Origin of the sequence: Mangrovimonas sp. YM274, assembly GCF_030908385.1 — a bacterium.
In the GTDB taxonomy this organism is placed as follows: domain Bacteria; phylum Bacteroidota; class Bacteroidia; order Flavobacteriales; family Flavobacteriaceae; genus Mangrovimonas_A.
On the sequence record NZ_CP133091.1, the window covers coordinates 2,794,351 to 2,821,212 of the forward strand.

The following is a 26,862-nucleotide window of genomic DNA, read 5'->3' on the forward strand; positions in this document are numbered from 1 at the left end:
GTGATTCACTTTTTTCATTCCATCCGCAAACAACTAGCCGCACAAAACAAGGTAGCCGCCTACATGCGCTATGCCATTGGGGAAATTGTGTTGGTGGTGATTGGAATTTTAATTGCACTTCAAATCAACAATTGGAATTCCTACAGGAAGAACAGACTTCTTGAAAAACAATATTTAGAAAACTTCTTACAAGATCTCAAAAGCGATTCTATTAGTTTAACTTATTTCTCAAATTCCTCTCCTAAAAAAATCGAAGTACTGCTCATGGCCAGAGATCATGTACTTCATCAAACACCAATAAAAGACACTCTAGACTTCATCAATAAAATGGGATATGGAGGGGTTGGCAGCAGAGGAACCATGGTAGAATCCAAAAGCACCTATGATGATATTATAAGTACAGGAAATCTTCTTCTATTGAAGAATGAAAATCTCAAACAACATTTGCTTTTTTATTATCAATTCTCAGAACATACTAAACGGTATCTAGGAAACCTGCAAACAGAATACGCCACATTTATGAATTCCTACTTCCCTTTTGATAGCGAAGGAACTTTTAAAACAGTCCCTAAAGAGATCCCGCAAATTCTCGAGGCTCTTAAATCTGAAGAGTTTTTACGACTGGCGAATTCCGAATTAACTTATGCCTATGCCTTAAGAACTAGAGTAGAAATTATTTCCAAACTAAACGAAGCAACCAAGGCACTCATTAAAACCGAACTGAACTTCCACAACCAATGATGCACTTCTTCTCCAAAATTCGCTACCAACTAGCCTCCGAAAATAAAATCTCCAAATACATGCGTTATGCCATTGGAGAAATTGTCTTGGTGGTGATTGGTATTTTGATAGCGCTTCAAATCAACAATTGGAATGAAAACAGAAAGCTGCAAATTGAAGAACAGCAAATCTTAAGCAGTTTATTGGAAGATTTAAAAGCAGCCAAAAAACAATCGGAAGAATCCATAATCAAAGAAAAGTTGGCCATAGACGAAATGGAAGCAGCTTTGGGCAACAAAGAAAAACGAACAAACTTCTTTAACAAAGAAAACAACAACCCCCTTTATCATAATATCTTTTGGGGTTTTGAAATTGATATTCCCGTCATAAACGCCTACGAAGAAATTAAAACCTCCGGAAAAACAGACCTCATCAGCAACAAAACTATCCGAAGTCATTTTACCAATCTGGAACGCAGCATCAACAACCTCAACAACCTCATGGACGACCGAATAAGAGTACATCAGTTACGCATAGATGAAATTGTAGTTGAATACCTCAACTTTTTACCCCTCCTTAAAGCTGAATTTCCAAAACTCTCCATTGAAACGGGACCTCCAATTGATTTTGAAGCTATTATGGAGCAACCTAAAATAAGGAATTTGATAGGCATAAAACTGGAGCTCAGTACCAGTGTTTACTATTACAGAAAACAACTATCCGATGAAATCCAACTGCTTATCGAACTCCTCGAGAAAGAAATTAATAAACCATGATTAAATTCTTTAGAAACATTCGCAAACAACTAGCTGCACAGAACAAAACTGCAGCCTATTTGCGCTATGCCATTGGCGAAATTATATTGGTGGTCATTGGCATATTGATTGCCTTACAAATCAACAATTGGAATGAAAACAGACTTGAGAAACGTTCCGAAAATAAAATTCTTGGCAACCTCCATTCAGAATTTGCAGAAAACCTAAAGGACCTTGAAAACATCAATGTACAACTGCAGGAAACCATCAATTCCATGGAAAAGATCTTTGAAGTATTCCGAATGGAAACCCACCCATACACTCCATATCAAATTGACAGTCTGCTTTCCGAATCCCTAAACAGCCCCACTTGGAAGCCCAGTGATTTTGTGCTTAACGAGCTCAAAAATTCTGGAGGACTCTCAAAATTGGGTAATGAAGATTTAAAACGCTTATTGTTTGAATGGTCCCGCTCCTTTGCCGAATTACAAGAAATCCAAACGCAAACAGAAAACACCAATATCGAACTCATTGATTATATCAAACAACATGGTTCCCTTAGAAACATTGATCACCTGGGTAAGTATTTCAGCTACCCCAGGTCAAACATCCACCAAGGCAACCAAATTTTATTAAAGGAATTTCAGTTTGAAAACTATATTGATGATAAATTATACATTTTAAAGCAACAGGTGGAGTTTTACAAAACAACCAAATCCTTAATTTCAAAAATCCTAAAGCTTACCAAAACAAGTTAAACCACTCAATGACAAACGTTAAATTCAGCATAAAGAAGCGATAAAACCTTGCCCAAGGCAATACCTTTGTAGTATAATTAATAGCACATGGACAATTTTAATATTGTTGTTTTAATCGCAATACTCCTTTTTGCCCGTTTAGGAATTAGACTTTATACCAAATATCAGGAACGCAAAAAAGAAACAGACAGCGATACTTCCAAATAGAAAACTATATACCTCTTGACTGATATCTTATTTCCTTTTGAACTTATTTAAGTTGAAAAAACCTATTGTTTTACAATCCCATTAAACTGACTAATGTTGGAATTGATAGGATTCCCTGAACTTCTTCTAAAAGAAGCTATCTGCCCAGCATGCCAAATGGCATCCGCTAAAGGACCGTTAATGGCATTCCAAAACGGAAATTCGTTCTCTCCAAAAACGATTTTGTAATCGGATAAATCGTTACTTGCACGTAATATATCCGCAGTTTGCTTGAGGTTCAAAAGCGTTTGTTTACGCTTTTCTTCAAAACTCGACATTGAAAAATCCCTTTTAGTGTTAGGCTGTTTAAATGTTGCATCCAAAACCACATAACTCAAGTTCAAAATATGGTCAATAGTCTCTCCTGTAGAACGCACTTCAGTGCTTGGACTATAAGTCAAATCGGCTTCCGTTAAACCTTCGGTTGCCCAATAATACCGAAATCCCAATCCATCTACCATTCTAGCCGCCACAGTGCCTGCCGTGTAGGTTTGAGATGCTTGAGGCAATTCATAATAAGGTAATGTTGTATCCATATCCTTTTGAGCAAAAATAAGGGATGCCATTAAAAGCATCCCTCCTGTTAAAACTATCTTCATTTACTAATCGTTTAATTCAGAAATATCCGAAATGGTTCCTGTCCCATATTTGTCAAACAAATATACCAAGGCTGTCATCGTAGCAGCTCCCAGTTCCAGTTCACGCTTATTCACGTGCTCAAAGGTATCATTGGATGCATGGTGATGATCAAAATAGCGTTGTGAATCTGGTCGTAAACCGGCCAAAACCATGTCGCCACCTTTCAGCGGACCAATATCTGCACCACTACCTCCTTTTTCAAAATAATGAATTAAGTAGGGCTTGAATAAAGCTTGCCATTGCTGTACTTTATTGAACACCGCATCACTACAATCGAATGAAAAACCTCTAGGCGTGAATCCTCCCGAATCACTTTCCAAAGCAAATACATGATGCTCCCCATTGGCCTTAGCTACTTCAGCGTATTTTTTTCCGCCTCGCATGCCATTCTCTTCATTCATAAATAACACCACTCTAATACTTCTCTTAGGTTGGATTCCACTCTCTTTCAACAAACGCAATACATCCATTGACTGAACAACGCCTGCACCATCATCATGAGAACCGTCACCTAAATCCCAAGAATCCAAATGACCTCCAACCACGATATATTCCTCCGGGAATTCAGTTCCCGTAATTTCTCCTATCACATTATAGGATTGTACATCCTTTAATTGCTTACAATGCTGACTGAAATAAAACTTTAACTGACTATTCAAGGCCAGCATAGAACTCAACAATTCTGCATCATTGGTACTAATAGCCGCCGAAGGGATGCGTTGGTCATTTGGCAAATCGCCATAACTCATGGCTCCGGTATGTGGAAAATCGTCCAAGCGCAAGTTCACAGAACGTACGATAACGCCCAAAGCTCCATACTTAGCAGCTTCCTTTGCCCCTGAATAACGCTGGTCTACACAGCCTCCATAAGCTTGGAATGTATTTATCAAATCGGCTTGCATTGGGCGATTAAAAAACACAATCTTCCCTTTGATGTTTTCACTTCCCAAAGCTTTCAATTCTTCGATACCTTTTACTTCCACAACTTCAGCCTTCAAACCTCCATTAGGTGTGGCAATCGAACCTCCCAATGCACAAATATTTACATTGGTTGTAATTCCTGGAGCAGTTTCAACATAAGCAAATTCTGGAGCACCTCTTACCCACCTAGGTACCATGACAGGTTGCAACCAAACTTTATCCAAGCCTAATTGCTCTAATTCCTCTTTGGTATATTCCACCGCCCGTTCGGCATTTAAGGATCCTGACAAACGCCCTCCAATTTGATTGGATAAATGGTCCAACCACTCGTAGCTTTTGCCATTGGTTAAAGATGTCGTATAAATGGTCTTGATGACGTTGGCATCGGTAGCTGTTTGGGCTTGTATTTGAAAAGAAAACAAAACAACCAGGATGGTAATGATATGCTTCATAAAAAATATTTTTGGGCTCTAAAGATAATAGTTCTTAATGGGCATCTTCTAAAAGAAACCTTAAAATTAATATTGCTATTCAATGCAATTATTCATTTTCCAATTGCCTTTTATACGTCTCAAGATGCGCTTTGATATCATCATCCAATTCTGGTTCCTCAATATCATTATAGGTTTGTAAGGTGTCCAATAAAATTCTGGCAACAATATATCGCGCCGTTGCTTTATCATCAGAAGGAATGATATACCAAGGCGCATGGGATTTGCTTGTTTTATTGATAGCATCTTCATAACAATGCTGATAAGTGTCCCACAATTCTCGTTCCTTAAGGTCGCCTGGGGAAAATTTCCAGTTTTTTTCCTTTTTCTCCAAACGACGCAGCAATCTATCTTTTTGCTCACTCTTGGAAAGGTGCAGAAAAAACTTAAATACAATGGTACCATTGTCTGCTATATGCTGTTCAAAATTATTGATTTCCTTAAAACGCTTTTCCCAAAATGCTTCATCTATATCCTCCAAAGAAGTAACGTTTGGCAAATTTTCTCCCAGAATATATTGCGGATGTACACGGGTTACCAAAACATTTTCATAATGGGTTCTATTGAAAATCCCAAATTTACCTCTAGCTGGAAGCCTCAAATAATGGCGCCATAAATAATCGTGCTTCAATTCAAGTGGTGTTGGGGTTTTAAAACTATGCACCACAATTCCCCGCGTATTGAAATCCTTAAAAACCTCCCGAATCATACTATCCTTTCCTGCTGTATCCATCCCTTGGATACACACCAAAACAGCATATTTACCATGTGCATACATGGTATCCTGAAGTTTTCCCAAGGTCACACGTACCTCTTCCAGCTCCTTTTCAATCTTTTCTTCGGAAGCTTCTAAATCGTAGGTAGTTTTAAGCTTTTCCAAAGCCACCGAATCTGTTACCTTAAAACGGTCAATTTTTATCTTTTTCATCAACTTGATATTTATGGTATTAGTACTTACTATATATAGGAAAATTATGATTTAATCAAAAAAAACATACCGTTTAGCGATTTTTTCCTACTTTTATCGAGCCTACTTAATTTTTAAACCCAAATCTCTATGAAAAAAATCTACATTTTCTCATTAGTTTTATTAATCAATGCTGTATCGTTTGGGCAGTCCTTATGCTCGGATGCTCAACCCAATGCTGTGTATGCCTACTCGCATGTTAAAACAGCTTATGACTCCAACAATTTAACTCACCTAAAGCAATATTCCAAGCGTTCTTTGGAAGCTTTTGAGCGCGTTAAAACCACTTTGGAAAATTGTGGCGGGTGTAAAACCGCCTACAACAAAGCGTATGATGGGGCTGAATTGTTAGCCAAAGTATCATCGGCAGAAACTTTTGAAGACGGCAGATTTTATGTAAAAAAAGCCAAAGAAATTGCTCAGGAAACCATTACTGAACTGGATCTTTGTACTAAAAATACAGGGACTTCAGATAATCAAGACCTAGCCGATTTGGAAAGCGCACAGTTTGAATTGGAACAACAACAATTGGAATTACAACGCAAGCAAGAAGAAATCAAACAAAGACTTGTGGAGCAGCAACAAAAGGAAATAGCCATTAAAAAGGAGCTGTTGATTAGCGAAGCTGGATCTTCTATTACTGAAAACATTAAATCCTACAACAAAGTGTTATCCTCTTGTGGCTGCCAATCAGAGAACATTAATTTTGCAGAAAACAAAACCGAATTGATGGATAAGTCCTTAGAAGAAATTAGATCATTCTACATTAATACTATGGCCGCTATTACCAATACCTATCTAGAACGTTTAAACTCTTGTAAGATGTAATTTTACAGGATAACTTATAAAAAAAAGAGCAACGAATGGTTGCTCTTTTTTTGTTGATACTATTATGTTACTTTATTTCGCAGCAAAAAGCTTTACATCATCCTCGCTCACTTCCTTTCCTCCCAAAATGATCAGTCGCTCCACGACATTTCGCAGTTCACGAATGTTTCCTGTCCAATCATAATGCTGTAATAATTTCACAGCGTTATCTGAGAAAGCCTTTACACCTGTCCCCTGCTCCGAAGCGATTTTTTGAGAGAAAAAGTCAATCAATAAAGGGATGTCCTCACGCCTGTCATTTAAAGACGGAACTTTAATTAGAATTACCGCCAAACGGTGGTACAGATCTTCACGGAATCTGCCTTCGTCTATTTCCTTCTTTAAATCCTTATTGGTAGCAGCTACCACACGGACATCCACCTTAATATCCTTATCACTACCAACACGTTGAATTTTATTTTCCTGAAGCGCCCTTAGCACTTTTGCCTGAGCAGACAAACTCATATCTCCTATTTCATCCAAGAAAATGGTCCCGGCATTGGCTGCTTCAAACTTACCGGCCCTGTCTTTAACCGCACTTGTAAAGGCACCTTTAATATGTCCGAACAATTCACTTTCTATCAACTCCGACGGTATTGCGGCACAATTCACTTCTATTAACGGGCCTTTGGAGCGTTCGCTCTTTTCGTGCAACCAGTGGGCCACCAATTCCTTCCCAGTACCATTGGGCCCTGTAATTAGTACACGGGCATCTGTAGGCGCTACCTTTTCAATCATGTCCTTGATTTGTTCAATGGCGCCACTTTCACCTACCATTTGGTAACTCTTGCTGACTTTCTTTTTCAGCATTTTATTCTGCACTACCAACTCCTTTCTGTCCAAGGCAATCCTAACGGTATTGAGTAATCGGTTCAAATCTGGTGGCTTCGAGATATAATCGAAAGCGCCAAGACGCATGGTGTTTACAGCCGTATCCAAATCGCCGTGACCGGAAATCATCACCATAGGAATTTCTGGTTTCAACTTCTTAACCGCTTCCAAAACTTCCACACCATCCATTTTTGGCATTTTGATATCGCAAAGGATTAAATCATAATCGTCCTGTTTTACCTTTTCAACTCCCGCCAAACCATCTTCGGCTTCTTCTACCACATAACTATCATTTTCCTCGGAAAGGATTTTCACCAAAACTCTTCTAATGGCGGCTTCGTCTTCAATGACTAATATTTTTGGCATAGTATTTTGTTTCGGTTATTATTTTTTGGGTTCTATAATATGAATGTCCCTTTGAGGGAATGGGATAGCCACGTTATGTTCGCGAAATAAACGATCAATTTCGAAACGGATATCACTCTTTGGAAAAGCAGCCTTAAAACTATCGTTAAGGGTAAAAATCAATTTAAAGTCCAGCGAACTATCTCCAAAATTGATAAACTGCACCGATGGCTCAGGATCCGGCAGCACCTGTGGGTGCGAACTCGCTGCTTGCAACAAGAGTTCTTTCACTAATTGCACATCACTTCCATAAGCAACACCAACCTGAACACTTTCCCTTGTAGTCGTGCCATTTTGTGTCCAGTTATACAAACTATTGGTAAGATATAAGTGGTTAGGAATTACCAGTACCTTATTATCGACAGTAACGGCTCGGGTAGTTCTTAGTTTAATTTCTTCCACGCGGCCTACTTTACCTTCAATTTCAATAATATCATTAACCGATACCGTTTGATCTACCAAAATGAATATTCCGGAAATGATATCTTGGAACAAGGTCTGTAAGGCCAGACCAACACCTATTAACAGCGCTGCTGAGGCTGCAAAAATGGCCGTAACATTTACCCCTACGGAATCAAACACCACAAGGAGCACAATTAAATAAATTAGCCATCTGGAAAACGAAAATACAGTGTCAAATTTCACCCTATTTTCTTCCGGCATACGCTTGGACACTAATTTTTTTAAAAATGTCAACACCACCGAAGTAATCCCGTAAATAATAAACACCAACAAGATTAATCCTATGGTAATTCTTATACTATTATCTTCATTAGCATAAATTACCTTTCCCAAAAAACTGGTAATGGTATCCCAAACACTACTTTCGGTTACAATTGTTTCTATTTTGTCTATAGGGTCCTGCATAACTTAGTATTTTAACCATTTATACAATTCTTTATAACTAGGCTTTTTGCCATACATCAAAATACCTACGCGATATATTTTGGCCGCAAACCAAACAGTGAATACAAAGGTACCTATCAATAATACTAAAGATAGTAATTGCTGCCAAATGGGAACCCCAAATGGAATTCTCATCAACATTACAACCGGTGAAGTAAAAGGAATAAATGAGAATACTGTAGATACCGTTCCATGTGGATCTTCAATTACAGTAAATACTCCTACATAAACAGCCAAAATAAGCGGCATTAATATAGGCATCATGAATTGTTGGGTATCGGTTTCGTTATCTACAGCAGCGCCGATAGCCGCATATAGTGAACTATACAATAAATAGCCTCCCACAAAAAAGAACATAAAGGCTACAATTAGGTTGGCAATTGGCAAATTTTGAAAAGCCATAATCCCTAACTTCAATTTCGATTCAAACTCTGGAGATTGCACAGCCTGTTGCATAATTTCTTGCTGCGGCGTATGCATATCCATGATACTGATCCCGAAAATAGCGGAGACCACACTCATAAGCACACCACCCAAAATAATCCAAATGATAAACTGGGTAATACCAGCCAAAGAGGTGCCAATAATTTTACCCATCATCAATTGAATGGGCTTAACAGAGGAAATGATAACCTCAATAATTCTACTGGTCTTTTCTTCAATAACGCTCCGCATGATCATATTCCCATAAATAATAATGAACATGAACAGCAAATATCCCGCCATACCACCAAAAGCCAATTTTAATACATTGTCAATCTTAGAAGTAGTTTCACCAGAGAACGTTTCCTGAGCAATGTCGATACTGATTCTAGATGAATTAATCATATCAATATCAACTCCTCTATTTTCCAATTGCAAATCTGTCATTTTCTTTTCCAACTTACCTTCCAGACTGGACATAACGGTTAAAGAAGGTGACTCCTCAGAATAAAAGGTAATACCTTTTGATGCAGAAGTAGAATCTACCTGTTTAGGAATAAAAAGCAATCCATAATCCTCCTGAGCCTTGACCAATATTTTGGCCTCCTCTAGGGACTTATTGGTTAAATAATTATAGGTTGTATTATCAGTACTTTGAAACACTTCCTCCAACAAACCTGTTTCATCCAATACCGAAATGCTACGCTTTTTGTTGTTATTCAATTGGGTTAAATAAGCTACAACCGCAATAAGCGCAATCATGATCAATGGACTCAATATTGTCATGATAATAAACGATTTATTCTTAACTTTTGTCAAGTATTCACGTTTTATGATAAGAGGTAAATGGTTCATGCTTAATTATTTTTCACGGTTTCAATAAAAATATCACTGGCACTTGGAATCACTTCCACAAAATGGTGTACTTCTGCCTTAGAGGTCAAAAAGGTCAACAAATCATTGGAAGTTGCGCTACCATTTAATTTGATATTTAGTTTTAAATCATCGTTTAAATTCTTGAAAGTCGCCGGCAATACTTCAAACTTATCCTGAATAGCTCTTGTAACACCCTGCACATCATTAGTTTGTAATCCAACTTCAAACGTATTGGTTTTGTATTGCCGCTGGATATCGGTCAACTTGCCGTCCAAAATTTTATTGGATTTGTTGATTAAGGCAATATGGTCACACAATTCCTCGACAGATTCCATACGGTGTGTAGAAAAAATAACCGTAGCGCCTTCGTCTCTTAGTTGCAGGATTTCATCCTTAATTAAATTAGCATTGATAGGGTCGAAACCGGAAAATGGCTCGTCAAAAATCAACAATTTTGGACGGTGCAAAACCGTTACCACAAATTGGATTTTTTGGGCCTGCCCCTTACTTAGCTCCTGAATTTTTTTGTTCCACCAATCTCCTATTTCCAATTTATCGAACCAATATTTCAATCGTTGCTTGGCTTCAGCTTTACTCATCCCTTTCAGTTGGGCCAAATATAGGGCCTGCTCACCCACTTTCATCGATTTATATAGGCCACGCTCTTCCGGGAGGTAACCAATATCCCTGATATGGTCCTCTTGTAAAGCCTTACCGTCCAGCATTACACGACCAGTATCGGGCATGGTAATTTGATTGATGATTCTGATTAAAGTGGTTTTTCCTGCGCCGTTAGGGCCCAAAAGACCAAAAATACTGCCTTTGGGAACGGCAATTGAAACGTCATTTAGCGCTTTAAAGTCTCCAAATTTTTTGGAAACAGCCTCAGCCACTAATAAATTGTCCATAGATTAATTTTCTGCTAAATATGTTGTTTGTGCTGTAAAGATATTAAATGTATACCAAGAACATTGCCTTAGATAAAAAAAGTAAGCCCTATTACTTGTAAATAGCGCGTTATAGATTCTTCCAAAAGAAAATAACCTAACTTATTCTATTTGCTCATTTTTAAAAGCGGAATACCCTCTCAAGTTCTAAACGTGACTTTTCGAGATTCCTGTAAAAACAAAACCCACCCTTAAAAGGATTAAGGATGGGAAAAAATTGCTATGAAAAAGAAAAATTACCACTAATATTTAATTAGTGACAATCAAATATAGTGTTTTTTATTAAATTAACAGATTATTAAGAAAACATATCTTTTACTTTTTCAAAAAAAGACTTATCACTGCTCTCTGGTTTTGGTGAAAAATGGTCGTCATTTCTCATCTTTTCGAAGAATTCACGCTGCTGTTTGTTCAACGTTTTAGGAGTCCAAACGTTTACATGAACCAACAAATCGCCAGTACCATATCCGTTAATACTCGGAATTCCCTTGCCTCTCAGGCGTAAAATTTTTCCAGATTGTACGCCTGCTTCAATCTTGATTCTCACTTTACCTGTAACGGTATCTATTTCGGTAGAGTTTCCTAATACGGCATCCGGCATACTCACATAAAGGTCGTAATGCAAGTTATCCCCTTCACGTTTAAGGGTTGGGTGATCCTCTTCCTGAATTGCCACCAATAAGTCTCCCGGAATTCCATTTCCAGGGGCATCATTACCCTTTCCTGTAACTTTAAGCTGCATGCCATCGACCACCCCCGCAGGAATTTTTACGGATACGGTTTCCTCTGCAACCTTTAAGCCTTGCGCATCAGCATCGGCAGGTTTTTGGTCTATTGTTTGCCCTGCACCACCACAAGCATTACAAGGAGAAGCCGTTTGCATACGTCCCAATATGGTATTGGTCACTCTTGTTACCTGTCCTGTACCATTACATGTACTACATGTTTTATACGTAGTTCCCGGTGCTTGAACTTTACGCTTTACTTTGATTTTCTTTTCAACACCATTGGCTATTTCTTCTAAGGTTAGTTTTACCCTAATACGCAGGTTACTTCCCTTGACACGTCTTTGGCCTCCGCCAAATCCGCCGCCAAATCCAGAAAATCCACCGCCGCCAAAAGCGCCGCCAAAAATATCGCCAAACTGACTGAAGATGTCATCCATATTCATGCCACCTCCGCCAAATCCACCACTGCCATCAAAGGCTTGGTGACCAAATTGATCGTAACGTGCACGCTTGTCCGGATTGCTCAATACTTCATAAGCTTCTGCCGCTTCCTTAAACTTAGCCTCCGCTTCGTGGTCTCCCGGATTTTTATCAGGGTGATACTTTAGTGCCAGTTTACGGTAAGATTTTTTAATTTCTGCAGCAGATGCTGTCCTCTCTACTTGTAAAATCTCGTAATAATCAGTCTTTGCCATGTATTCAATTTATTGTCCTATTACTACTTTTGGGAAACGAATTATTTTATCTCCCAACTTATATCCTTTCTCGATAACATCGATAATTTTACCTTTTAAATCTTCATTTGGCGCTGGAATTTGAGTTACCGCTTCATGATCATCTGCATTAAAGGTATCTCCTGCCACCACTTCAATCTCGCTCAAACCTTTTTGTTGAAGGGTCGACTTTAATTTTTGTCTAATCAATTCTACCCCTTTCAATAAATCACTGGCATCGCTTTTGGAAATTTCGGCATAGGCCCTATCAAAATCGTCCAAAACAGGCAACATTGATTTCATTACATCTTCGCTAGCTGTTTTAAACAACTCCACACGCTCCTTAGAAGTTCTTCTTTTGTAATTTTCAAACTCGGCAAACAAGCGCATAAACTTGTCCTTCTCTTTTGCTAAGTCTTCATTTAACTTATCCTCGATAGACACCTCTGCTTCAGGAGTTCCTTCAACCTGTGTATCTTCTGCCACAGGCTGTTCTACCTGTTGGTCTTCTATGTGCTGTTCGTTTTGTTCCTTTTTGCTCATGCTAAACCTATTTTTAACTTCAATAACAGTTGGCAAAAGTACTGCCATTATTATTAAAATGTCAAAATGTCACGAAATAATTTTTAGTACAAATTTTATCTATTGGAACATTTCTTATTTTTGTTTTTTAACAATTCATTAAAAACACTAATTACCATGAAAAAAAGAATTTTCAACGTATTTGCCGTATTAGCTTTAACCGCTTCGGTTGTTAGCTGTCAAGACAAGGGCAAAGAAGCCAAAACAAAAGAAGCAGAACCGGTTGCCGAAAGCACTGTTGCTACTGAAAAGTATAATCTAGACCTTGCAGAATCTACCATTTACTGGAAAGGGTTTAAACCTACAGGTTCCCATCACGGAATCGTGAAATTGGAAAAAGGAGTTTTCAAAGCCACTGGAACCGAATTGGTAAGCGGATCATTTTTGATTGACATGACCTCTATCGAGGATCAGGATTTAGAACCTGGCGACATGAAAAACAACTTGGAAGCCCACCTAAAAGGAACCGTTGAAGGAAAAGAGGGAGACTTCTTCGATACAACAAAATTTCCAACAGCAGCTTTTGAAATAACAGGTGTTCAACCTACTGAAGGTAATAAAAGCCTTTTATCTGGTAACCTTACTATAAAAGGTATCAAACAAAATATTACTTTCCCGGTTACTGTAATTAATGAAGGAAACACCATTTCTGTTATGAGTGACACCTTTACTATTGATAGAACTCAATGGGAAGTGAATTACGGTTCTAAATCTGTTTTTGACAATTTAGGAGATAAATTCATCAACGATGACGTGCAATTGAAATTTGCATTGAAAGCTACAAAAGCATAATGCAACGTTTTCCATTAATAAATAAAAGGCCGTTCTTTAAGAACGGCCTTTTATTTTCTCCTATTTAGTAATTCCTATAAAATATATTGAAATTGCAAAACGGCCATCCATTTATTGCTCGTTCGAAAGGTACGGCCATCTACTTCTGAAAACACAGGACGGTTTTGTCCATCCAAAGTAAATTTCATACGCTGTGCATTCACGTACCAATTAACACCAAACCTATAACAAAATGCTGCTTCATCCAATGCCTTAAATTGCCCCCATTGGCCAGCCGTGTATAGCTGTAAGTTATCAATAAACCGTCTACTCTCCCCATCGCCTAATAATATTCCAGTTTGGTAATATATAGCAGACCCCGTTCCTATAGCAGGAAAACTATTGCCCTTTCCATTAATTTCTAAAATACCATCACTAGTTCCAAAGGCAGGATTATTTACACCCAACATTCGCAAATAGTTTGGTCCCATATTATAATTGTAATACGCTACATATCCTGTAAGTGCCTTTGCAAATGATAATTTCAAAGGTTGCTCATAAAACAAGTCCAAAGACCATAAGTTTAAATCATGATATGCCAACTCCGCATTTTTAAGAGAGGCCATAGCCGACTCTTGGTATTTAAAGCCTGCTCCAAAAGTCAACAGATGTCTTTTTCCTAAATAAGTCCCCGTAAAATTAGGTCCGAGAACCGACTCCTTCTCTAAAAAGTCATATTTCACATAACCCGTATATTGCAGCTGTAAATCGTGATATGAAAAATCTGCCGTTCCTTCCTCAAATTTAGACACCGATGCTCCGGTATAGCTTTGTTTATAAGGTACAATAAGACCTATTCTGTAATTGAATTGGCCAACATCACCAAACAAAAAGCCTCCAAAATTTCGAGTGATATCATCTGTTTTATTAAGAGTAGGCTGTGCCATTAAAGGCAAATCCAAGGCCAACATTCCTGTTGTAGAAGGCGCTGTATAGCGCGAAAGCCCATCCCAAGTAGATTTTCCTAAGGCCAAATAAAGGTTCTCAAAAAATCTAACACTACCATATAGATCCAAAAATTTTGGCTTTGGCAATGCATCACCATAATTATTATAATTATTTTGACCTAAAACCGCATAAAACTCAAAGCGACTTCCCAGCTTCCAGCTCGTTCCTATTCGGTAACGCCTCAGTGACATGTCAATGCTGTAGGGTCTGAACTCTCCATTTTCAGAAATACTTCCGGGATTCCATTGCGTGTAACGCAACCAGGTTTGTACCGAAGCACTAAATTGTAATTGAATATCTGGGGCCTCATTCAAGCTCCATTGCAGAGGAGAATCTTCCTTTTGTGCAAACAATTCAAAATTGGTCCAAGTAAAACATACTATTATGGACAAAATTATATTCGTTTTTTGAAAATATGCCGAATTCGTTTTTATAAGAAATTTCATACCAATTAGTCTTTTTAATTTTGTAGGTTCAACGAAATCGTTTGAAATAGCACTCACACGTCAAAACCCTGTATATCAAAGCGAAAACAGCACGAAACTAACCTTAAAATCACTCTTATTTTATGATATTTCTCATAGTTTTTAAGGCTATTTGACTCTACATTTGATACATCAAAATCCAAGTATCATGAAAACTATTTCAACAATTTTAGTCCCGTTCGATTTTTCCGAGGTCGCTCAAAATGCTCTGAAATATGCCACACATTTTGTAGAAAACAACCCCCAAGCAAAAATTATACTTGCCCATGTGGTGGAAACCGAGCAAACTCCAGAATTGGAAGCCAAGCTCAATGATATTGTTCAACTCTTTGGTAAAAACCTAAAACATCCCATTACCCCCGTAGTGGTTAAGGGTAAAATGATAGATGCTTTATTAGATATTGAACATACCAATCCTATTGATTTAGTTATCATGGGAACTTGCCCAAAAGGAACCGACTGCAACTTACAGACCAAAACCTCTGAGTTTGTATTAGTATCAAAAAGTCCGGTAATTGTCATTCCTGATGGCTATACAAAAATTACACCTAAAAAGATTTCCTTAATTATTGATCAAGAGGAAATACACAACAAAAAACTATTAGAGGTCCTTTTGGATGTAGCAAGACGCTTTAACGCAATGGTAGATGTACTAACCATTGTTAACAAAGAAGAAAAACATTTTGGGTATTCTGAAAACGATGAGAACAACGAAAATGCCATCATCTATTATTTGGAGAACTTTTACTCTCACCATGCTTTTATAGAAGATGACAATATTATAGACGGTATCTTTTCCTATGTAGACCATAACGATATTGACCTAATCGCCATTTTACCAAAAAATCACGCTATAAAACCAATTGCCTCTGAAGGCAAGCTAACGAGAGCATTAAGCCAACAATCTAAAGTACCGTTATTGGCGATAGACTTATAACACCTACGGGATTACAATTGGTAGTCATGTATGGATTAAAATCATAATAACATAAATTATCATCATACCGTTGGTATGACCATTTCAAAATTATAACAAACAAAAATTAACCTAAAACAAAAGTCATGGAAGCAGTAGTAAATCAAGCCAAAACACTGGATTTAAGCCAATATGGTTTAAAAGATGTTACAGCTCACTGGAACCTTTCACCTGAAAAACTTCAGGAAATTACCCTGGAACAGGGAATGGGAACAGAAACCGAAAATGGAACTCTTTGCGTTAACACTGGTAAGTTTACCGGAAGATCGCCAAAAGACCGCTTTTTGGTTAAAGATGCCTATACAAAAGACAAAGTGTGGTGGGGACGAATCAACAAACCTATTGCGCCAGAACAATTTGACGTTTTATATAACGAAGTAACCCAATACTTATCTGGAAAAGATGTCTATGTGCGTGACGGCTATGTATGTGCACACCCAGAATACCAAATGAACGTTAGAACCATTACAGAATACCCATGGTCTAACTACTTTGTAAAAAACATGTTCCTTCGTTTTAATGAAGAGGAACTTGCAAATTTTGAAGAAGAATGGTTAGTAGTATGTGCCCCTGGATATGAAGCCCCAAACCCAAAAGAAATGGGCTTGTTAGATGGCAACTTCTCTATCCTAAACTTCACAAAAAAAATTGCTCTGGTTGGAGGATCTGCCTATACCGGAGAAATGAAAAAAGGAATATTCTCTGCCTTAAACCTTATTCTTCCTATAGAAAAAGACGTATTACCAATGCACTGTTCTGCCAATGTTGGTGAGGATGGCGATACTGCCATATTCTTCGGGCTTTCAGGAACAGGAAAAACTACGCTATCTGCCGATCCTGATAGAAAACTAATTGGAGACGACGAGCACGGATGGACCAAAGAAAATATCATTTTCAACTTTGAAGGAGGTTGCTACGCCAAAGTAATCGACCTTACCGAAGAAAAAGAACCAGACATCTTTAGAGCAATTCGCCCCGGTGCTTTACTAGAAAATATTGTGTTTAAACCAGGAACTAAAGAAGTAGATTATGCCGATAGTTCCATTACACAAAACACTCGTGTAAGCTACCCTATTGACCATATTGACAACATTCAACAACCATCATATGCGGCCAACCCTAAAAACATCTTTTTCTTAACCTGTGATGCTTTTGGTGTGCTGCCTCCAGTATCTAAATTAACTCCTGGACAAGCCGCTTACCACTTTATCTCTGGCTATACTGCAAAAGTGGCCGGAACAGAGGCTGGAATTACTGAGCCAGTACCTTCCTTCTCTGCTTGTTTTGGTGAACCTTTTATGCCCCTACACCCAACCGTTTATGCCGAAATGCTAAGCGATAAAATGCAGGAAGCTGGTGTTAATGTGTGGCTGATTAACACTGGATGGAGCGGTGGCCCTTACGGTGTTGGTTCCAGAATTAAACTAAAATATACACGTGCTATGATTTCCGCCATTTTAAAAGGTGAATTGGAAAACGTACCACTTAAATCGCACCCAATCTTTGGATTGTTCATGCCGGAATACTGCCCTGGCGTACCAACCGAAATTTTAGATCCAATTAATACCTGGTTGCAAAAAGGCGTGTATATCAGTAAATCTATTCAATTGGCGCATTCCTTCCATATTAACTTCGATAAGTTTGCCAACCAAGCTTCCGAAGAAATTATTCAAGGAGGACCACTAATTGACACTCATCACACTTTAGGTGATACTTTTTAAGTTTATTTGATTGTTTAACTTGAAAAAGGTTGTCTGTAACGGACAACCTTTTTTATTTGTTTAATTTTTAATTTCTACAGCAAGTCGTTTAAGGCCATTTCCAATTTAGGGTACTTAAAAGAAAAGCCTATGGCCTCCACTTTTTTACTGCTCACCAATTGACTTTCATAGAGCAGCAGGTGCATATCTCCCACTACCAACTTCATAAAACCCTTTGGGATATTGGGCATAATTAAAGGCTTACCCAATTCTTTCGCTATTATATGTAGCATCTCCTTATTGGTAACAGGATTTGGAGCCACTCCATTAAAAATACCAGAAGTTTCATTAGTCAAAACATATAAAAACAATCTAGCCAAATCCTCCACATGAATCCAAGATTGCCATTGACTACCATCGCCAAAAGTAGCTCCAAGCCCATAGCGAACAGGCTGAACTAATTTAGGTAAGGCACCTTCCTTATCATCCAAAACCAATCCAATTCTAATTTTAGAGACCTCTATTCCTAATTCTATAAAAGTATCGGCTGCTGCCTCCCATTGCTCGGTAACCGTTCCCAAAAAGGAGGTGGATACTTCCTTAACGCTTTCTTCATAATACCGTGTAAGGGAATCAGGGTAAATTCCAATAGCACTGGCACTAACAAGCTTTTTGATTGAAAAACCATGCTTAGAAATACACTTTTTCAATAAATTCAATGAAGATATTCGGCTCTGCAAAATGATCTCTTTATAACTTTTAGTCCATCGTTTGGAAATGGAGGCGCCAGCCAAATTAATAATGGCCTCGACACCTTCAAAACAAGCCGCATCAATTTCTCCCTTTTCTGGGTCCCAATAAAATCCTTTGTATTTGGGTTGAGTTTCGAGCTTATTCTTGGAAGTAGTCAAATAATGCACAACAATGTCTTTTTTTACACATTGTGCCACAATTGCTTTTCCAATAAGACCCGTAGCGCCTGTAATTAAGATTGTCATAAAACCTTTTTTATAAAGTTAGGAAAAGCCATCGGGATACGACTTCCTTTTAATTAAGGTTTAACAAAATTTTCTTACAAACAACACGTTTGCAGGCTCGCAAGAATTAAAATAGTTGGGTTAATCCACCTTAAACAGCCTTATAGGCTCGTAGCATTTCTCTTTTCCCTGGTGGTCCAGGAAGTTTATCCACCTTAAAACCTACTGCTAACATGGCACGACGAACACTTCCTTTGGCAGAATAGGTAACCAATACTCCATTTGGCCTTAGAGCCTCAAACATTATTCTAAAGATATCTTCTGTCCATAGCTCCGGTTGTACTCTAGCACCAAAAGCATCAAAATAGATTAAATCAAAATGATTGATTTCAGAAATCTCTTTAAAATCCTTTTGTTGCTTTTGAAGAATGAAATTAGGTGTAATTTCATGTTCACTTTCCCAAGCTGTGTCATGCAGCGCCTTAAACTTAGACTGATAAGCTTCTTTAGATAGTTGCTCCGTATAATTCAACAGTTGCAGCTCTTCCTCTTTTACAGGAAAGGCTTCAACCCCTACATAGTTAATTGCGCGATTAAGTTTTTCAGCCTCAATCATGGTTAAAAAAGCATTCAGCCCAGTTCCAAATCCTATTTCCAAAATACAAATTGGTCCAGACGCAGAACTTGAAAACCTCTCATTGGTGTATTGAAGTCCGTGTTTTATAAATACATGTTGTGCCTCTTGTATGGCTCCATGCTTGGAATGGTACTGCTCATCCCAATCTTCAATTTGGATGGTCTTGGAACCATCTCCCGTAGTAATGATTTTTCGTTTCACTAATTATTTAATCAACAATTTTTGAATTCTTGGAATTGGCCCTGTGCACCCCATATTATGACAGGAAATACAAAGATTGACAGCTGTGTTAAAACGAGTTTCTAAAGACTGTGTTGCTGTAGAATCAAAAAGGCGCTGCTCGGCTTCAATAAATGCTTTAGACACGGCTTCAAAGGCTTCTGTGCGATCTTTAAAATCTGACAGTTCTGCAGTATGAATCTTTAAAAATTGTTCAGGAAATTCTGTTGGTACGGTTCCCGACAAAATATCACTTTTAAGTTCAGCCTTATAATTGTACATCTCATTCATAAGGTTGGCCATTTCTGAAGGCACGTACATATCATACTTGATGGGTACCTCCTTTTCCACAATAGCTTCCTGCTTGGTTTCTTGACCACAGCTACATAAAAAAGCAAATCCAATAAGGATTATAAAGCGCATCATACTACTCATCTTTTAGAAGTACGCCATCTGCTAAAAATGCATACGTACGCTCTGGGTCGGTAATTTTAGCTATCTCTTCTTCACTTTCTCCTGCATCTTGGGCATAATGACGTAATTCTGCCACAGACGTCTCCGATACATAAGCCATACCATTTATAATTACTTCCTGTCCCGCTATATTTTTAGGAACAAAAAAACCATAATCTTTAAATTTTACCATAACCTGCTTTTCATCTCCCAAATCCAATTTCATCCAACATCCTTTTGCTTGGCATACCTCATCAACTTTAGCGATAACTTTAGTAGCCAAACTATCACCTGCTTTTAAGGATTCATATTGGCTTGCAAGAGCAGAAGCTGCTAAAGCGTTGTTTGCTTCTAATGGAGCTCCAAAAGACACATAAGCTACTTCTTTTTGATTTTCTTGTTTTGCCAATTCCTTGGACTCGTTTTTACAGGATACCAATAATAGTGCGATGGTAAATAAGGACAGAAATGTTTTCATTTGTATAATTATTTATGAATCTGGCTACTAAGATACTTCTTTTATTACAGAATTTAATGATTTCAAATCTCTATAAATTTCATAATTTTGTAAGCATACCAAAAACACAACTATGCAGAATACAACAGACATTCAAGATATCGAAATCACGAAATGTGAAAACAGCAAAATAAACGAAATCGACTTTGACAATTTGGCCTTTGGAAGTGTCTTTTCAGACCATATGTTGGTTTGTGATTATAGTAATGGCGTTTGGGAAACTCCTAAAATTGTTCCTTACCAGAATATTAGCTTGGCACCTTCAGCAAAAATATTGCATTACGGACAATCCGTTTTTGAAGGCATGAAAGCTTATAAGGACACCAACAACGAGACATTCTTGTTTCGTCCTTTAGACAATTGTAAACGTCTTAACATCTCTGCCAAACGATTGGCTATTCCTGAAGTTCCAGAAAATTACTTTATGGAAGGACTCAAAACTTTATTAAAGGTAGACGACCAATGGATCCCAAGTGCAGAACAAGGTTCTCTGTATATTCGTCCATTTATTTTTGCTTCGGGAGAAGGCTTCCACGCTTCGCCTGCAAACAATTACAAATTCATTATTGCAACGGCACCTTCTGGCCCATATTTTTCAGGAAAAGTAAGTGTTTTGATTGAGCAAACCTATTCGCGCTCTGCCAATGGCGGAGTTGGATATGCCAAGGCTGGAGGTAATTATGCTGGGCAATTCTACCCTACACAACTAGCCATTGAAAAAGGCTACAACCAAGTGATCTGGACAGATGATAGCACTCACGAATATATCGAAGAAGCTGGTGCCATGAACATCTTTATCAGAATAAAAGACACCTTGATTACAGCCCCAACCAGTGATCGTATTTTAGATGGTATCACTAGAAAAAGTATCATTGAAATTGCAAAAGCCGAAGGCTTTAATGTAGAAGTACGTCCACTTTCGGTGCATGAAGTTGTTGAAGCGGCTCAAAAAGGTGATTTAATGGAAATGTTCGGTTCTGGTACAGCAGCCGTAATTTCTCCTATTGCATCTTTTGGATATAAAGATAACGACTATGACCTGCCTCAATTAGAAAACAGCTATGCCTCTATATTGAAAAAACGAATCACAGATATTCAATACAACAGAACTGAAGATCCATTTGGATGGCGCGTAAAAATTTAATCGTATAAAGAAAAAAGAGAAGCAAATAGCTTCTCTTTTTTTATCCCTCAAGAATAGTTTTAATGTCGGGTTTAAAATAATTGGGACCTTTCAACACTTTTCCATCCTCTCTGTAAATGGGTTCTCCATCCTCTCCTAATTTACTCATGTTACTGCGTTGGATTTCATCAAACACAGCTTCTATTTTATGTTGTAAACCATGTTCAATGATGGTCCCGCATAAAATATAGAGCATATCTCCCAAGGCATCGGCAACCTCAACCAAATCACCATTATTGGCTGCCTCCAGATACTCTTCGTTTTCTTCCCGCATCAATTTGTATCGCAACAAGTTTTTGTCTTGTCCCAGATCAGCTTTAGGGGTTTCTCTATGTCCAATTTTGAATGCCGTATGAAAGGCTTTTACAGCCTCAATCTTTTTCTTCATTGCAGTAATCCTATTTTTTATTGCAGTTTTTTGAATTGTTTATTAACTGTTTGTGTATTTTTGCTTAAAAATAGCCATATGTTTACAAAAGGTCAATGGATTTTTGGGATTTTATTTGCCATTGCATTTATTGCCATTATTACTTATACCTACCGAAAGGATTTAAAACTTCACCGTAAGTACTACAAAGGGACGGTTTGGATTCTTATTGGCTTTATTGCCTTCATTTTATTTATTGCTGCCATCAAGTTTGTATTTATGTAGTAAAAAACTTAGTTTTAGTTTTTTATTAACGTTACCTATAGTATTATCATCGAACAAAATATCCCTTGTATCGGGGATGGTTTTATGTTTGGTTATAATGTTAATTCGCAACATTATTTTCTATTAACTTAACAAATTATTTTATGGCTATTTCTCAAAATTTCATTCCATTGAGCGACATCAAACGCTATGGAATTGCTCCAACCAACTACTTTGATGGTTCTTCAAAAAAACTTTACCTGCAAATCCCTGCGACAGATAGAGGTCTAACGGCTTCTGAAAGCGATATTTCAAGCCCTAGCCTTTGTGCAATTGCCATTGAAATATCTGGAGCTCCAGCAACACCTGCCTCACCTATCGTTGGCGTTATTGACGTAACTATTGATTTAAACACAGTTTCCGGATTCCCTACAGGCAATCTACGTGACGATTTAATTGTATACGTTTTTCTAGATTCAAATGCTACTTCAGCATTGTCCACCTTAAAGAACCTTGTTTCCTCTTTTGGGAACACCTACCCTTCTCCATTACCAATGCCTAATGCAGGTGTTAAGGAAATAGATGGAGATATCATTATTAATAAAGCTTAATGAACATTTTTTATAGATCCCAAATTTTATTCTTTTTGCTCCTGACCACCATAAGTTTTGGGCAGGAGCAAAATTTATTCCAGACCCTAGATTCCTTAAAGCGAGTAGAGAATTATAGGGCGATTATCCAATACCGTCATACCATTGATAATATTCCTAAGACTAAAGTTTCTAAAGGTAACTATCAATTAGCCCTAGCGGAAGCCTATAACAACTTCAACCAGGCAGATTCTGCTTTTTTGTATTATAAAAAGGCTTTAAAATCGTTTACTCTTCACCGCAAGCAAGAAAAAATTGCCAAAACCAATTATGAAATCTACGCCCTATTAGATTCTCAAAAAAATTTAAAATCTGATAAAGAAATTTATCTAAACAATCTTATAACCTATGCCCAAGAACAAAATTCAACAAAATGGCTAGGGACAATTGCCAATCAAAAGGCCATTGCATTTCATTACGCTCATGAATTAGATTCTGCAAAATATTTTTATAACAAGGCACTTATCCATTTTAAAAAAATGGATAGCACTCAAATACAAATCGGGATTTTATCCAATTTAGGGTCTATTAGTAGCAAAATATATAAAAATCAAGATTCTGCCATATTTTACACCCAATCCGCCTTAAAACTTTTTGATCAAGACACCTCAAAAAGCAAAAATTTAAATTACAGATTCGCATTTTACAACAATTTGGGAAATTACTATCGTCGAGCAAAAAACTACCCAAAAGCTCTAGAGTATTACACAAAGGCAGAAAACATGGACTTATCCAAACAAGCCCACTCAAACTATCTAACGCTCTATCAAAATCTGGATTCAACTTATATTGAATTGAACGACTTTAAAAATGCCCATAAATACTTTTCCAAATCCGACTCCATTCAGCAAGTCATCAACCTAAAAGACCAAAATGCCTCAATTACCGAAGTAGAAGCACGCTACGAAAACGAAAAGCTAAGAGCCGACAACCTTGAAGCTGAAGCAGCCAGGAAAAGAAACCGAAACTTCTTAATTTTAACTATTGTTCTTTTAGTATCAGGAACTGTGGTAGCTGTATTGTTTCAAAAAAACACACGTAGAAAACAAAAACTAGCCGAAAACGAGAAAGAACTCCAAACGCAAAAACTGGCTACAGTTTTAAAGGAACAAGAATTGAGGGCTATAGACGCCATGATTGAAGGTCAGGAAAAGGAACGCTTACGCATTGCCAATGACCTACATGATGATTTAGGTGGGCTTATGGCCAATGTAAAATTACACTTCAACAGTTTAAACGGTCACCAAAACCAAGAACTTTTCGAACGGACCAACACCCTTATTGATGAAGCCTATAACAAGGTACGCTCTATTGCCCATGCGAAGAATTCTGGTGTAATTGCGAAACAGGGATTATTAAAAGCGGTACAACAAATGGCAGATAAAATATCCTATGCCAATAAAATATGTATTGAAGTCATCGACTATGGTTTAGAAAATAGACTAGAAAATAGTTTAGAGCTTACCATTTTTAGAATTATTCAGGAATTGACAACCAATGTTATCAAACATGCCGAAGCAAATGAAATCACTATCCATTTAACCAACCACGACGATAGCCTGAATATCATGGTTGAAGATAACGGCAAAGGTTTCAACCCCAACAAAATCACCTTAAAAAGTGACGGAATGGGACTTGGTAGTATTGATAAACGTGTAGACCACCTCCATGGATCCATGGCCATAGAATCTGAACCCCAAAAAGGCACCACCATAATTATTGATATTCCCCTATGATACGATTAGCAATTGCAGAAGATCACCAATCTCTAATAGACGGTATTCAATTACTGTTGGAATTTGAAAAAGACATTGTAGTTGTTGGCACTGCCAATGACGGTGAAAAGCTATTGGATATTGTCAATAGTAAAAGTCCCAATGTTGTTTTAACAGACATCCGAATGCCCATAATGGATGGTATTGAAGCTACCAAACAAATTAAAAACCAGTTTCCAAATACTAATGTCTTGGCTTTTTCAATGTTTGATCAAACTGAGGCTATTTCTCAAATGCTTGAAGCCGGAGCCTCAGGTTACATTTTGAAAAACTCTCCACTAACAGAAGTCTTAACCGCCATCAGGTCCATAGCTGAGGGTAACACTTACTTTGATGCCAACATTAACACCAATGCGCTAAGCTCGGAGCAGACACCTACAAAAAAAGGTATTCTTACTAAACGACAAATAGAAATTCTAGAGCTCGTGGCTCAAGGCAAAACCTCAAGAGAAATTGCAGAAGCGCTTTTTATAGGCGTCCGCACAGTGGAAACCCACCGAAAAAACATGATTAAAATTCTTGGACTTCAAGGTAAGGGTGAATTAATGCGTTACGCCCTTGAAAAAAAATATCGTTTTTAAAAATATCCCCATTAATACGTATGGTTTCGTATAGGCTGGTTTGCTAGTTTTACCTCGCTATTTAGAACAATGCCTTCGGGTCAATCTAAACTTGCTCAAAATATATTTGAGCACTTTAGTTGAAACATCGTTTAGATTGAAGGGAATATTTTATGATTTCAACTACTAAAAAATCCCCTTTTTTGGGGATTTTTTAACAATAAAAGCCTTAGTATCTTTATACTATTCTTATATGCTTAATGCTACAAGATCTTTGATACAACCAACCAGAAGCTAAATACCCCTTCTCCATTAACCTAAATTATGGAAGCAGTATAATTTTTATACATTCAATTGTTTTTAGCTAATGAAATCCCCGTTATCGGGGATTTTTTTTATCCCACAACCCTTACAATATAGCTTTCAATAAAATTAAATTTCTTCAAAATTGATTACCTTTGATAGAACATCAATGCTATCTAAATGAAATTTTTTAAATACTTTCTCTTTCTGTGTTTGATTGCTTGTATTGCTTTAGCTATCTATATTGCAGTACAACCAAATTCATTCAAAGTAAGTCGTGAGCATGTCATGGAAACTCCTGCTTCAGTTGCATACAATAATGTTGTTGATTTCCAAAACTGGGAAGCTTGGTCGCCATGGATAGAAAAAGATCCCAATACCTCCATTACTTTGGGAGAAAACACCTTAGGAGTTGGAGGGAATTACTCCTGGACTGACTCTCAAGGTAAAGGATCCATGAAAACCAAAGAGGTTATTGAAAACAATGAAATTGACCAAGAAATACAATTTGACAATTACCAACCCTCCAATTTAAATTGGAAATTTGAAGCATTAGAACCCGCAAAAACAAAAGTTACTTGGACCATGACCGCTGAGAAACTTCCCTTTATGTTTAAAGCCTATGCTTTAGCCAATGGAGGCTTTGACGCTATGATAGGACCAGATTTTGAAAGAGGCCTGGTTAAATTGGATAGTGTGCTTCAAGAATCCATGAAAGTTTATAATATTAAAGTGAATGGCGTAACCCAACACAGTGGCGGTTTCTATTTGTACAATACTACTTCATGCAAAATTTCAGAAATGGAGAATAAAATGCAGGAAATGCTTCCCAAAGTTTTGGAATATGCCAAATCCAATAACATTGCTTTAGCCGGCGCTCCATATATTAATTATCTTAAATGGGATGAAGCTAACAATGCAACTATCTTTTCCTGTTGCGTTCCTACTACTGCTCAAGTCATTACTGCTGATGACAGTGATATACTTACTGGATATATGGATGCCTTTAGAGCTGTGGAAACGACTCTTACAGGTGATTACAACAACCTAAAAGAAGCTTGGGACATTGCCATGAAATATGTGCCAGAGCATGGGTATGAATTTAAAGAGAATGGACCAATGCTGGAAACCTACCTTACAGACCCGATCCAAACACCAAATCCTGCAGATTGGATCACTAAAATATACATTGCTATTAAAGATGATAATAGTACCACACCCCAAGAAACAACCAGCCTTTAA

At 37.6% G+C, this 26,862-nt stretch carries 28 protein-coding genes; 13 read left to right on the forward strand and 15 right to left on the reverse strand.

Features of this window, described 5'->3' with window-relative positions; genetic code table 11:
- From RBH95_RS12025 to RBH95_RS12035, 3 genes are read left to right on the forward strand one after another with little or no spacing between them, the layout of a single operon-like run.
- Complete coding sequence (locus RBH95_RS12025) at nucleotides 1–741, forward strand: DUF6090 family protein (RefSeq protein WP_307899836.1); 741 nt, start codon at nucleotides 1–3, stop codon at nucleotides 739–741.
- Nucleotides 738–1,496, forward strand: a complete 759-nt coding sequence (locus RBH95_RS12030) for a DUF6090 family protein (RefSeq protein ID WP_307899837.1) — start codon at nucleotides 738–740, stop codon at nucleotides 1,494–1,496. Before RBH95_RS12025 ends, RBH95_RS12030 begins: the two co-directional genes overlap by 4 nt.
- Nucleotides 1,493–2,233: a DUF6090 family protein gene (locus RBH95_RS12035; RefSeq protein ID WP_307899838.1), complete on the forward strand. Its 741-nt coding sequence runs from the start codon at nucleotides 1,493–1,495 to the stop codon at nucleotides 2,231–2,233. The genes RBH95_RS12030 and RBH95_RS12035 overlap by 4 nt, the downstream gene beginning before the upstream one ends.
- Before the next feature lie 269 nt (nucleotides 2,234–2,502).
- Here RBH95_RS12035 and RBH95_RS12040 read toward each other — a convergent pair whose 3' ends face one another.
- From RBH95_RS12040 to RBH95_RS12050, 3 genes are all read right to left on the reverse strand, one after another.
- Nucleotides 2,503–3,078, reverse strand: coding sequence for a hypothetical protein (locus RBH95_RS12040; RefSeq protein WP_307899839.1), 576 nt, complete (start codon nucleotides 3,076–3,078; stop codon nucleotides 2,503–2,505).
- Nucleotides 3,079–3,081: 3 nt separating this feature from the next.
- The gene (locus RBH95_RS12045; protein ID WP_307899840.1) at nucleotides 3,082–4,491 is read right to left on the reverse strand and encodes a M20/M25/M40 family metallo-hydrolase; all 1,410 of its coding nucleotides are present in this window, start codon (nucleotides 4,489–4,491) and stop codon (nucleotides 3,082–3,084) included.
- 88 nt (nucleotides 4,492–4,579) lie between these two features.
- Complete coding sequence (locus RBH95_RS12050; RefSeq protein WP_307899841.1) at nucleotides 4,580–5,458, reverse strand: PPK2 family polyphosphate kinase; 879 nt, start codon at nucleotides 5,456–5,458, stop codon at nucleotides 4,580–4,582.
- 129 nt (nucleotides 5,459–5,587) lie between these two features.
- Between RBH95_RS12050 and RBH95_RS12055 the strand changes: the two genes are divergently transcribed.
- Nucleotides 5,588–6,325: a hypothetical protein gene (locus RBH95_RS12055; protein ID WP_307899842.1), complete on the forward strand. Its 738-nt coding sequence runs from the start codon at nucleotides 5,588–5,590 to the stop codon at nucleotides 6,323–6,325.
- 72 nt (nucleotides 6,326–6,397) lie between these two features.
- Here RBH95_RS12055 and RBH95_RS12060 read toward each other — a convergent pair whose 3' ends face one another.
- The 6 genes from RBH95_RS12060 to RBH95_RS12085 form a co-directional block, all read right to left on the reverse strand.
- Nucleotides 6,398–7,561 (reverse strand): sigma-54 dependent transcriptional regulator, encoded by a 1,164-nt coding sequence (locus RBH95_RS12060; RefSeq protein WP_307899843.1) that lies wholly within the window; start codon nucleotides 7,559–7,561, stop codon nucleotides 6,398–6,400.
- A gap of 18 nt (nucleotides 7,562–7,579) precedes the next feature.
- On the reverse strand, nucleotides 7,580–8,467 hold the full coding sequence (locus tag RBH95_RS12065) for a mechanosensitive ion channel family protein (RefSeq protein WP_307899844.1): 888 nt from the start codon (nucleotides 8,465–8,467) through the stop codon (nucleotides 7,580–7,582).
- A gap of 3 nt (nucleotides 8,468–8,470) precedes the next feature.
- Nucleotides 8,471–9,784 carry an ABC transporter permease gene (locus tag RBH95_RS12070; protein WP_307899845.1) on the reverse strand — a complete coding sequence of 438 codons (1,314 nt, stop codon included), beginning with the start codon at nucleotides 9,782–9,784 and terminating at the stop codon, nucleotides 8,471–8,473.
- Between the two features lie 2 nt (nucleotides 9,785–9,786).
- Nucleotides 9,787–10,713, reverse strand: a complete 927-nt coding sequence (locus RBH95_RS12075) for an ABC transporter ATP-binding protein (RefSeq protein WP_307899846.1) — start codon at nucleotides 10,711–10,713, stop codon at nucleotides 9,787–9,789.
- A gap of 337 nt (nucleotides 10,714–11,050) precedes the next feature.
- Nucleotides 11,051–12,175 carry a molecular chaperone DnaJ gene (gene dnaJ, locus RBH95_RS12080; protein ID WP_307899847.1) on the reverse strand — a complete coding sequence of 375 codons (1,125 nt, stop codon included), beginning with the start codon at nucleotides 12,173–12,175 and terminating at the stop codon, nucleotides 11,051–11,053.
- A gap of 9 nt (nucleotides 12,176–12,184) precedes the next feature.
- Complete coding sequence (locus RBH95_RS12085) at nucleotides 12,185–12,736, reverse strand: nucleotide exchange factor GrpE (RefSeq protein WP_307899848.1); 552 nt, start codon at nucleotides 12,734–12,736, stop codon at nucleotides 12,185–12,187.
- 156 nt (nucleotides 12,737–12,892) lie between these two features.
- Here RBH95_RS12085 and RBH95_RS12090 point away from each other — a divergent pair, with 156 nt between their 5' ends.
- Entirely contained in the window at nucleotides 12,893–13,567 is a 675-nt protein-coding gene (locus tag RBH95_RS12090) for a YceI family protein (RefSeq protein WP_307899849.1), read from the forward strand.
- Between the two features lie 74 nt (nucleotides 13,568–13,641).
- Here RBH95_RS12090 and RBH95_RS12095 read toward each other — a convergent pair whose 3' ends face one another.
- Nucleotides 13,642–14,946 carry a hypothetical protein gene (locus RBH95_RS12095; RefSeq protein ID WP_307899850.1) on the reverse strand — a complete coding sequence of 435 codons (1,305 nt, stop codon included), beginning with the start codon at nucleotides 14,944–14,946 and terminating at the stop codon, nucleotides 13,642–13,644.
- Between the two features lie 241 nt (nucleotides 14,947–15,187).
- On the opposite strand from RBH95_RS12095, the gene RBH95_RS12100 reads away from it, so the two are divergent.
- Together RBH95_RS12100 and pckA are read left to right on the forward strand one after the other, a co-directional pair.
- Complete coding sequence (locus RBH95_RS12100) at nucleotides 15,188–15,976, forward strand: universal stress protein (protein WP_307899851.1); 789 nt, start codon at nucleotides 15,188–15,190, stop codon at nucleotides 15,974–15,976.
- A gap of 125 nt (nucleotides 15,977–16,101) precedes the next feature.
- Complete coding sequence (pckA, locus tag RBH95_RS12105) at nucleotides 16,102–17,736, forward strand: phosphoenolpyruvate carboxykinase (ATP) (RefSeq protein WP_307899852.1); 1,635 nt, start codon at nucleotides 16,102–16,104, stop codon at nucleotides 17,734–17,736.
- Between the two features lie 74 nt (nucleotides 17,737–17,810).
- On the opposite strand, the gene RBH95_RS12110 is transcribed toward pckA, so the two are convergent.
- The 4 genes from RBH95_RS12110 to RBH95_RS12125 form a co-directional block, all read right to left on the reverse strand.
- Nucleotides 17,811–18,713: a TIGR01777 family oxidoreductase gene (locus RBH95_RS12110; RefSeq protein WP_307899853.1), complete on the reverse strand. Its 903-nt coding sequence runs from the start codon at nucleotides 18,711–18,713 to the stop codon at nucleotides 17,811–17,813.
- A gap of 130 nt (nucleotides 18,714–18,843) precedes the next feature.
- On the reverse strand, nucleotides 18,844–19,530 hold the full coding sequence (gene mnmD, locus RBH95_RS12115; protein ID WP_307899854.1) for a tRNA (5-methylaminomethyl-2-thiouridine)(34)-methyltransferase MnmD: 687 nt from the start codon (nucleotides 19,528–19,530) through the stop codon (nucleotides 18,844–18,846).
- A 3-nt stretch (nucleotides 19,531–19,533) separates the two neighbouring features.
- Nucleotides 19,534–19,974, reverse strand: coding sequence for a hypothetical protein (locus tag RBH95_RS12120; protein WP_307899855.1), 441 nt, complete (start codon nucleotides 19,972–19,974; stop codon nucleotides 19,534–19,536).
- Nucleotide 19,975: 1 nt separating this feature from the next.
- The gene (locus RBH95_RS12125; RefSeq protein WP_307899856.1) at nucleotides 19,976–20,479 is read right to left on the reverse strand and encodes a DUF4920 domain-containing protein; all 504 of its coding nucleotides are present in this window, start codon (nucleotides 20,477–20,479) and stop codon (nucleotides 19,976–19,978) included.
- A 112-nt stretch (nucleotides 20,480–20,591) separates the two neighbouring features.
- Here RBH95_RS12125 and RBH95_RS12130 point away from each other — a divergent pair, with 112 nt between their 5' ends.
- Complete coding sequence (locus tag RBH95_RS12130; RefSeq protein WP_307899857.1) at nucleotides 20,592–21,662, forward strand: branched-chain amino acid aminotransferase; 1,071 nt, start codon at nucleotides 20,592–20,594, stop codon at nucleotides 21,660–21,662.
- A 40-nt stretch (nucleotides 21,663–21,702) separates the two neighbouring features.
- Here the strand turns inward: RBH95_RS12130 and RBH95_RS12135 are convergent, their stop codons facing one another.
- On the reverse strand, nucleotides 21,703–22,089 hold the full coding sequence (locus RBH95_RS12135) for a nucleoside triphosphate pyrophosphohydrolase family protein (protein WP_307899858.1): 387 nt from the start codon (nucleotides 22,087–22,089) through the stop codon (nucleotides 21,703–21,705).
- Between the two features lie 78 nt (nucleotides 22,090–22,167).
- Here RBH95_RS12135 and RBH95_RS12140 point away from each other — a divergent pair, with 78 nt between their 5' ends.
- The 5 genes from RBH95_RS12140 to RBH95_RS12160 all read left to right on the forward strand — a co-directional run bounded on the left by RBH95_RS12140 (nucleotide 22,168) and on the right by RBH95_RS12160 (nucleotide 26,862).
- Entirely contained in the window at nucleotides 22,168–22,353 is a 186-nt protein-coding gene (locus RBH95_RS12140; protein WP_307899859.1) for a hypothetical protein, read from the forward strand.
- Nucleotides 22,354–22,496: 143 nt separating this feature from the next.
- The gene (locus RBH95_RS12145; RefSeq protein ID WP_307899860.1) at nucleotides 22,497–22,943 is read left to right on the forward strand and encodes a hypothetical protein; all 447 of its coding nucleotides are present in this window, start codon (nucleotides 22,497–22,499) and stop codon (nucleotides 22,941–22,943) included.
- A complete protein-coding gene (locus RBH95_RS12150; RefSeq protein WP_307899861.1) occupies nucleotides 22,943–24,718 on the forward strand; it encodes a sensor histidine kinase in 1,776 nt (591 codons plus the stop codon). The genes RBH95_RS12145 and RBH95_RS12150 overlap by 1 nt, the downstream gene beginning before the upstream one ends.
- Nucleotides 24,715–25,338: a response regulator transcription factor gene (locus tag RBH95_RS12155; protein WP_307899862.1), complete on the forward strand. Its 624-nt coding sequence runs from the start codon at nucleotides 24,715–24,717 to the stop codon at nucleotides 25,336–25,338. Before RBH95_RS12150 ends, RBH95_RS12155 begins: the two co-directional genes overlap by 4 nt.
- A gap of 462 nt (nucleotides 25,339–25,800) precedes the next feature.
- Entirely contained in the window at nucleotides 25,801–26,862 is a 1,062-nt protein-coding gene (locus tag RBH95_RS12160) for a GyrI-like domain-containing protein (RefSeq protein ID WP_307899863.1), read from the forward strand.

Bases quoted from the DNA above. Each gene is read 5' to 3' on its own strand.
- RBH95_RS12030 (WP_307899837.1), top strand. From the start codon at position 738: ATGATGCACTTCTTCTCCAAAATTCGCTACCAACTAGCCTCCGAAAAT.
- RBH95_RS12035 (WP_307899838.1), top strand. From the start codon at position 1,493: ATGATTAAATTCTTTAGAAACATTCGCAAACAACTAGCTGCACAGAAC.
- RBH95_RS12040 (WP_307899839.1), bottom strand. From the start codon at position 3,078: ATGAAGATAGTTTTAACAGGAGGGATGCTTTTAATGGCATCCCTTATT.
- RBH95_RS12045 (WP_307899840.1), bottom strand. From the start codon at position 4,491: ATGAAGCATATCATTACCATCCTGGTTGTTTTGTTTTCTTTTCAAATA.
- RBH95_RS12050 (WP_307899841.1), bottom strand. From the start codon at position 5,458: ATGAAAAAGATAAAAATTGACCGTTTTAAGGTAACAGATTCGGTGGCT.
- RBH95_RS12055 (WP_307899842.1), top strand. From the start codon at position 5,588: ATGAAAAAAATCTACATTTTCTCATTAGTTTTATTAATCAATGCTGTA.
- RBH95_RS12060 (WP_307899843.1), bottom strand. From the start codon at position 7,561: ATGCCAAAAATATTAGTCATTGAAGACGAAGCCGCCATTAGAAGAGTT.
- RBH95_RS12065 (WP_307899844.1), bottom strand. From the start codon at position 8,467: ATGCAGGACCCTATAGACAAAATAGAAACAATTGTAACCGAAAGTAGT.
- RBH95_RS12070 (WP_307899845.1), bottom strand. From the start codon at position 9,784: ATGAACCATTTACCTCTTATCATAAAACGTGAATACTTGACAAAAGTT.
- RBH95_RS12075 (WP_307899846.1), bottom strand. From the start codon at position 10,713: ATGGACAATTTATTAGTGGCTGAGGCTGTTTCCAAAAAATTTGGAGAC.
- dnaJ (WP_307899847.1), bottom strand. From the start codon at position 12,175: ATGGCAAAGACTGATTATTACGAGATTTTACAAGTAGAGAGGACAGCA.
- RBH95_RS12085 (WP_307899848.1), bottom strand. From the start codon at position 12,736: ATGAGCAAAAAGGAACAAAACGAACAGCACATAGAAGACCAACAGGTA.
- RBH95_RS12090 (WP_307899849.1), top strand. From the start codon at position 12,893: ATGAAAAAAAGAATTTTCAACGTATTTGCCGTATTAGCTTTAACCGCT.
- RBH95_RS12100 (WP_307899851.1), top strand. From the start codon at position 15,188: ATGAAAACTATTTCAACAATTTTAGTCCCGTTCGATTTTTCCGAGGTC.
- pckA (WP_307899852.1), top strand. From the start codon at position 16,102: ATGGAAGCAGTAGTAAATCAAGCCAAAACACTGGATTTAAGCCAATAT.
- RBH95_RS12110 (WP_307899853.1), bottom strand. From the start codon at position 18,713: ATGACAATCTTAATTACAGGCGCTACGGGTCTTATTGGAAAAGCAATT.
- RBH95_RS12120 (WP_307899855.1), bottom strand. From the start codon at position 19,974: ATGATGCGCTTTATAATCCTTATTGGATTTGCTTTTTTATGTAGCTGT.
- RBH95_RS12125 (WP_307899856.1), bottom strand. From the start codon at position 20,479: ATGAAAACATTTCTGTCCTTATTTACCATCGCACTATTATTGGTATCC.
- RBH95_RS12130 (WP_307899857.1), top strand. From the start codon at position 20,592: ATGCAGAATACAACAGACATTCAAGATATCGAAATCACGAAATGTGAA.
- RBH95_RS12135 (WP_307899858.1), bottom strand. From the start codon at position 22,089: ATGAAGAAAAAGATTGAGGCTGTAAAAGCCTTTCATACGGCATTCAAA.
- RBH95_RS12140 (WP_307899859.1), top strand. From the start codon at position 22,168: ATGTTTACAAAAGGTCAATGGATTTTTGGGATTTTATTTGCCATTGCA.
- RBH95_RS12145 (WP_307899860.1), top strand. From the start codon at position 22,497: ATGGCTATTTCTCAAAATTTCATTCCATTGAGCGACATCAAACGCTAT.
- RBH95_RS12150 (WP_307899861.1), top strand. From the start codon at position 22,943: ATGAACATTTTTTATAGATCCCAAATTTTATTCTTTTTGCTCCTGACC.
- RBH95_RS12155 (WP_307899862.1), top strand. From the start codon at position 24,715: ATGATACGATTAGCAATTGCAGAAGATCACCAATCTCTAATAGACGGT.
- RBH95_RS12160 (WP_307899863.1), top strand. From the start codon at position 25,801: ATGAAATTTTTTAAATACTTTCTCTTTCTGTGTTTGATTGCTTGTATT.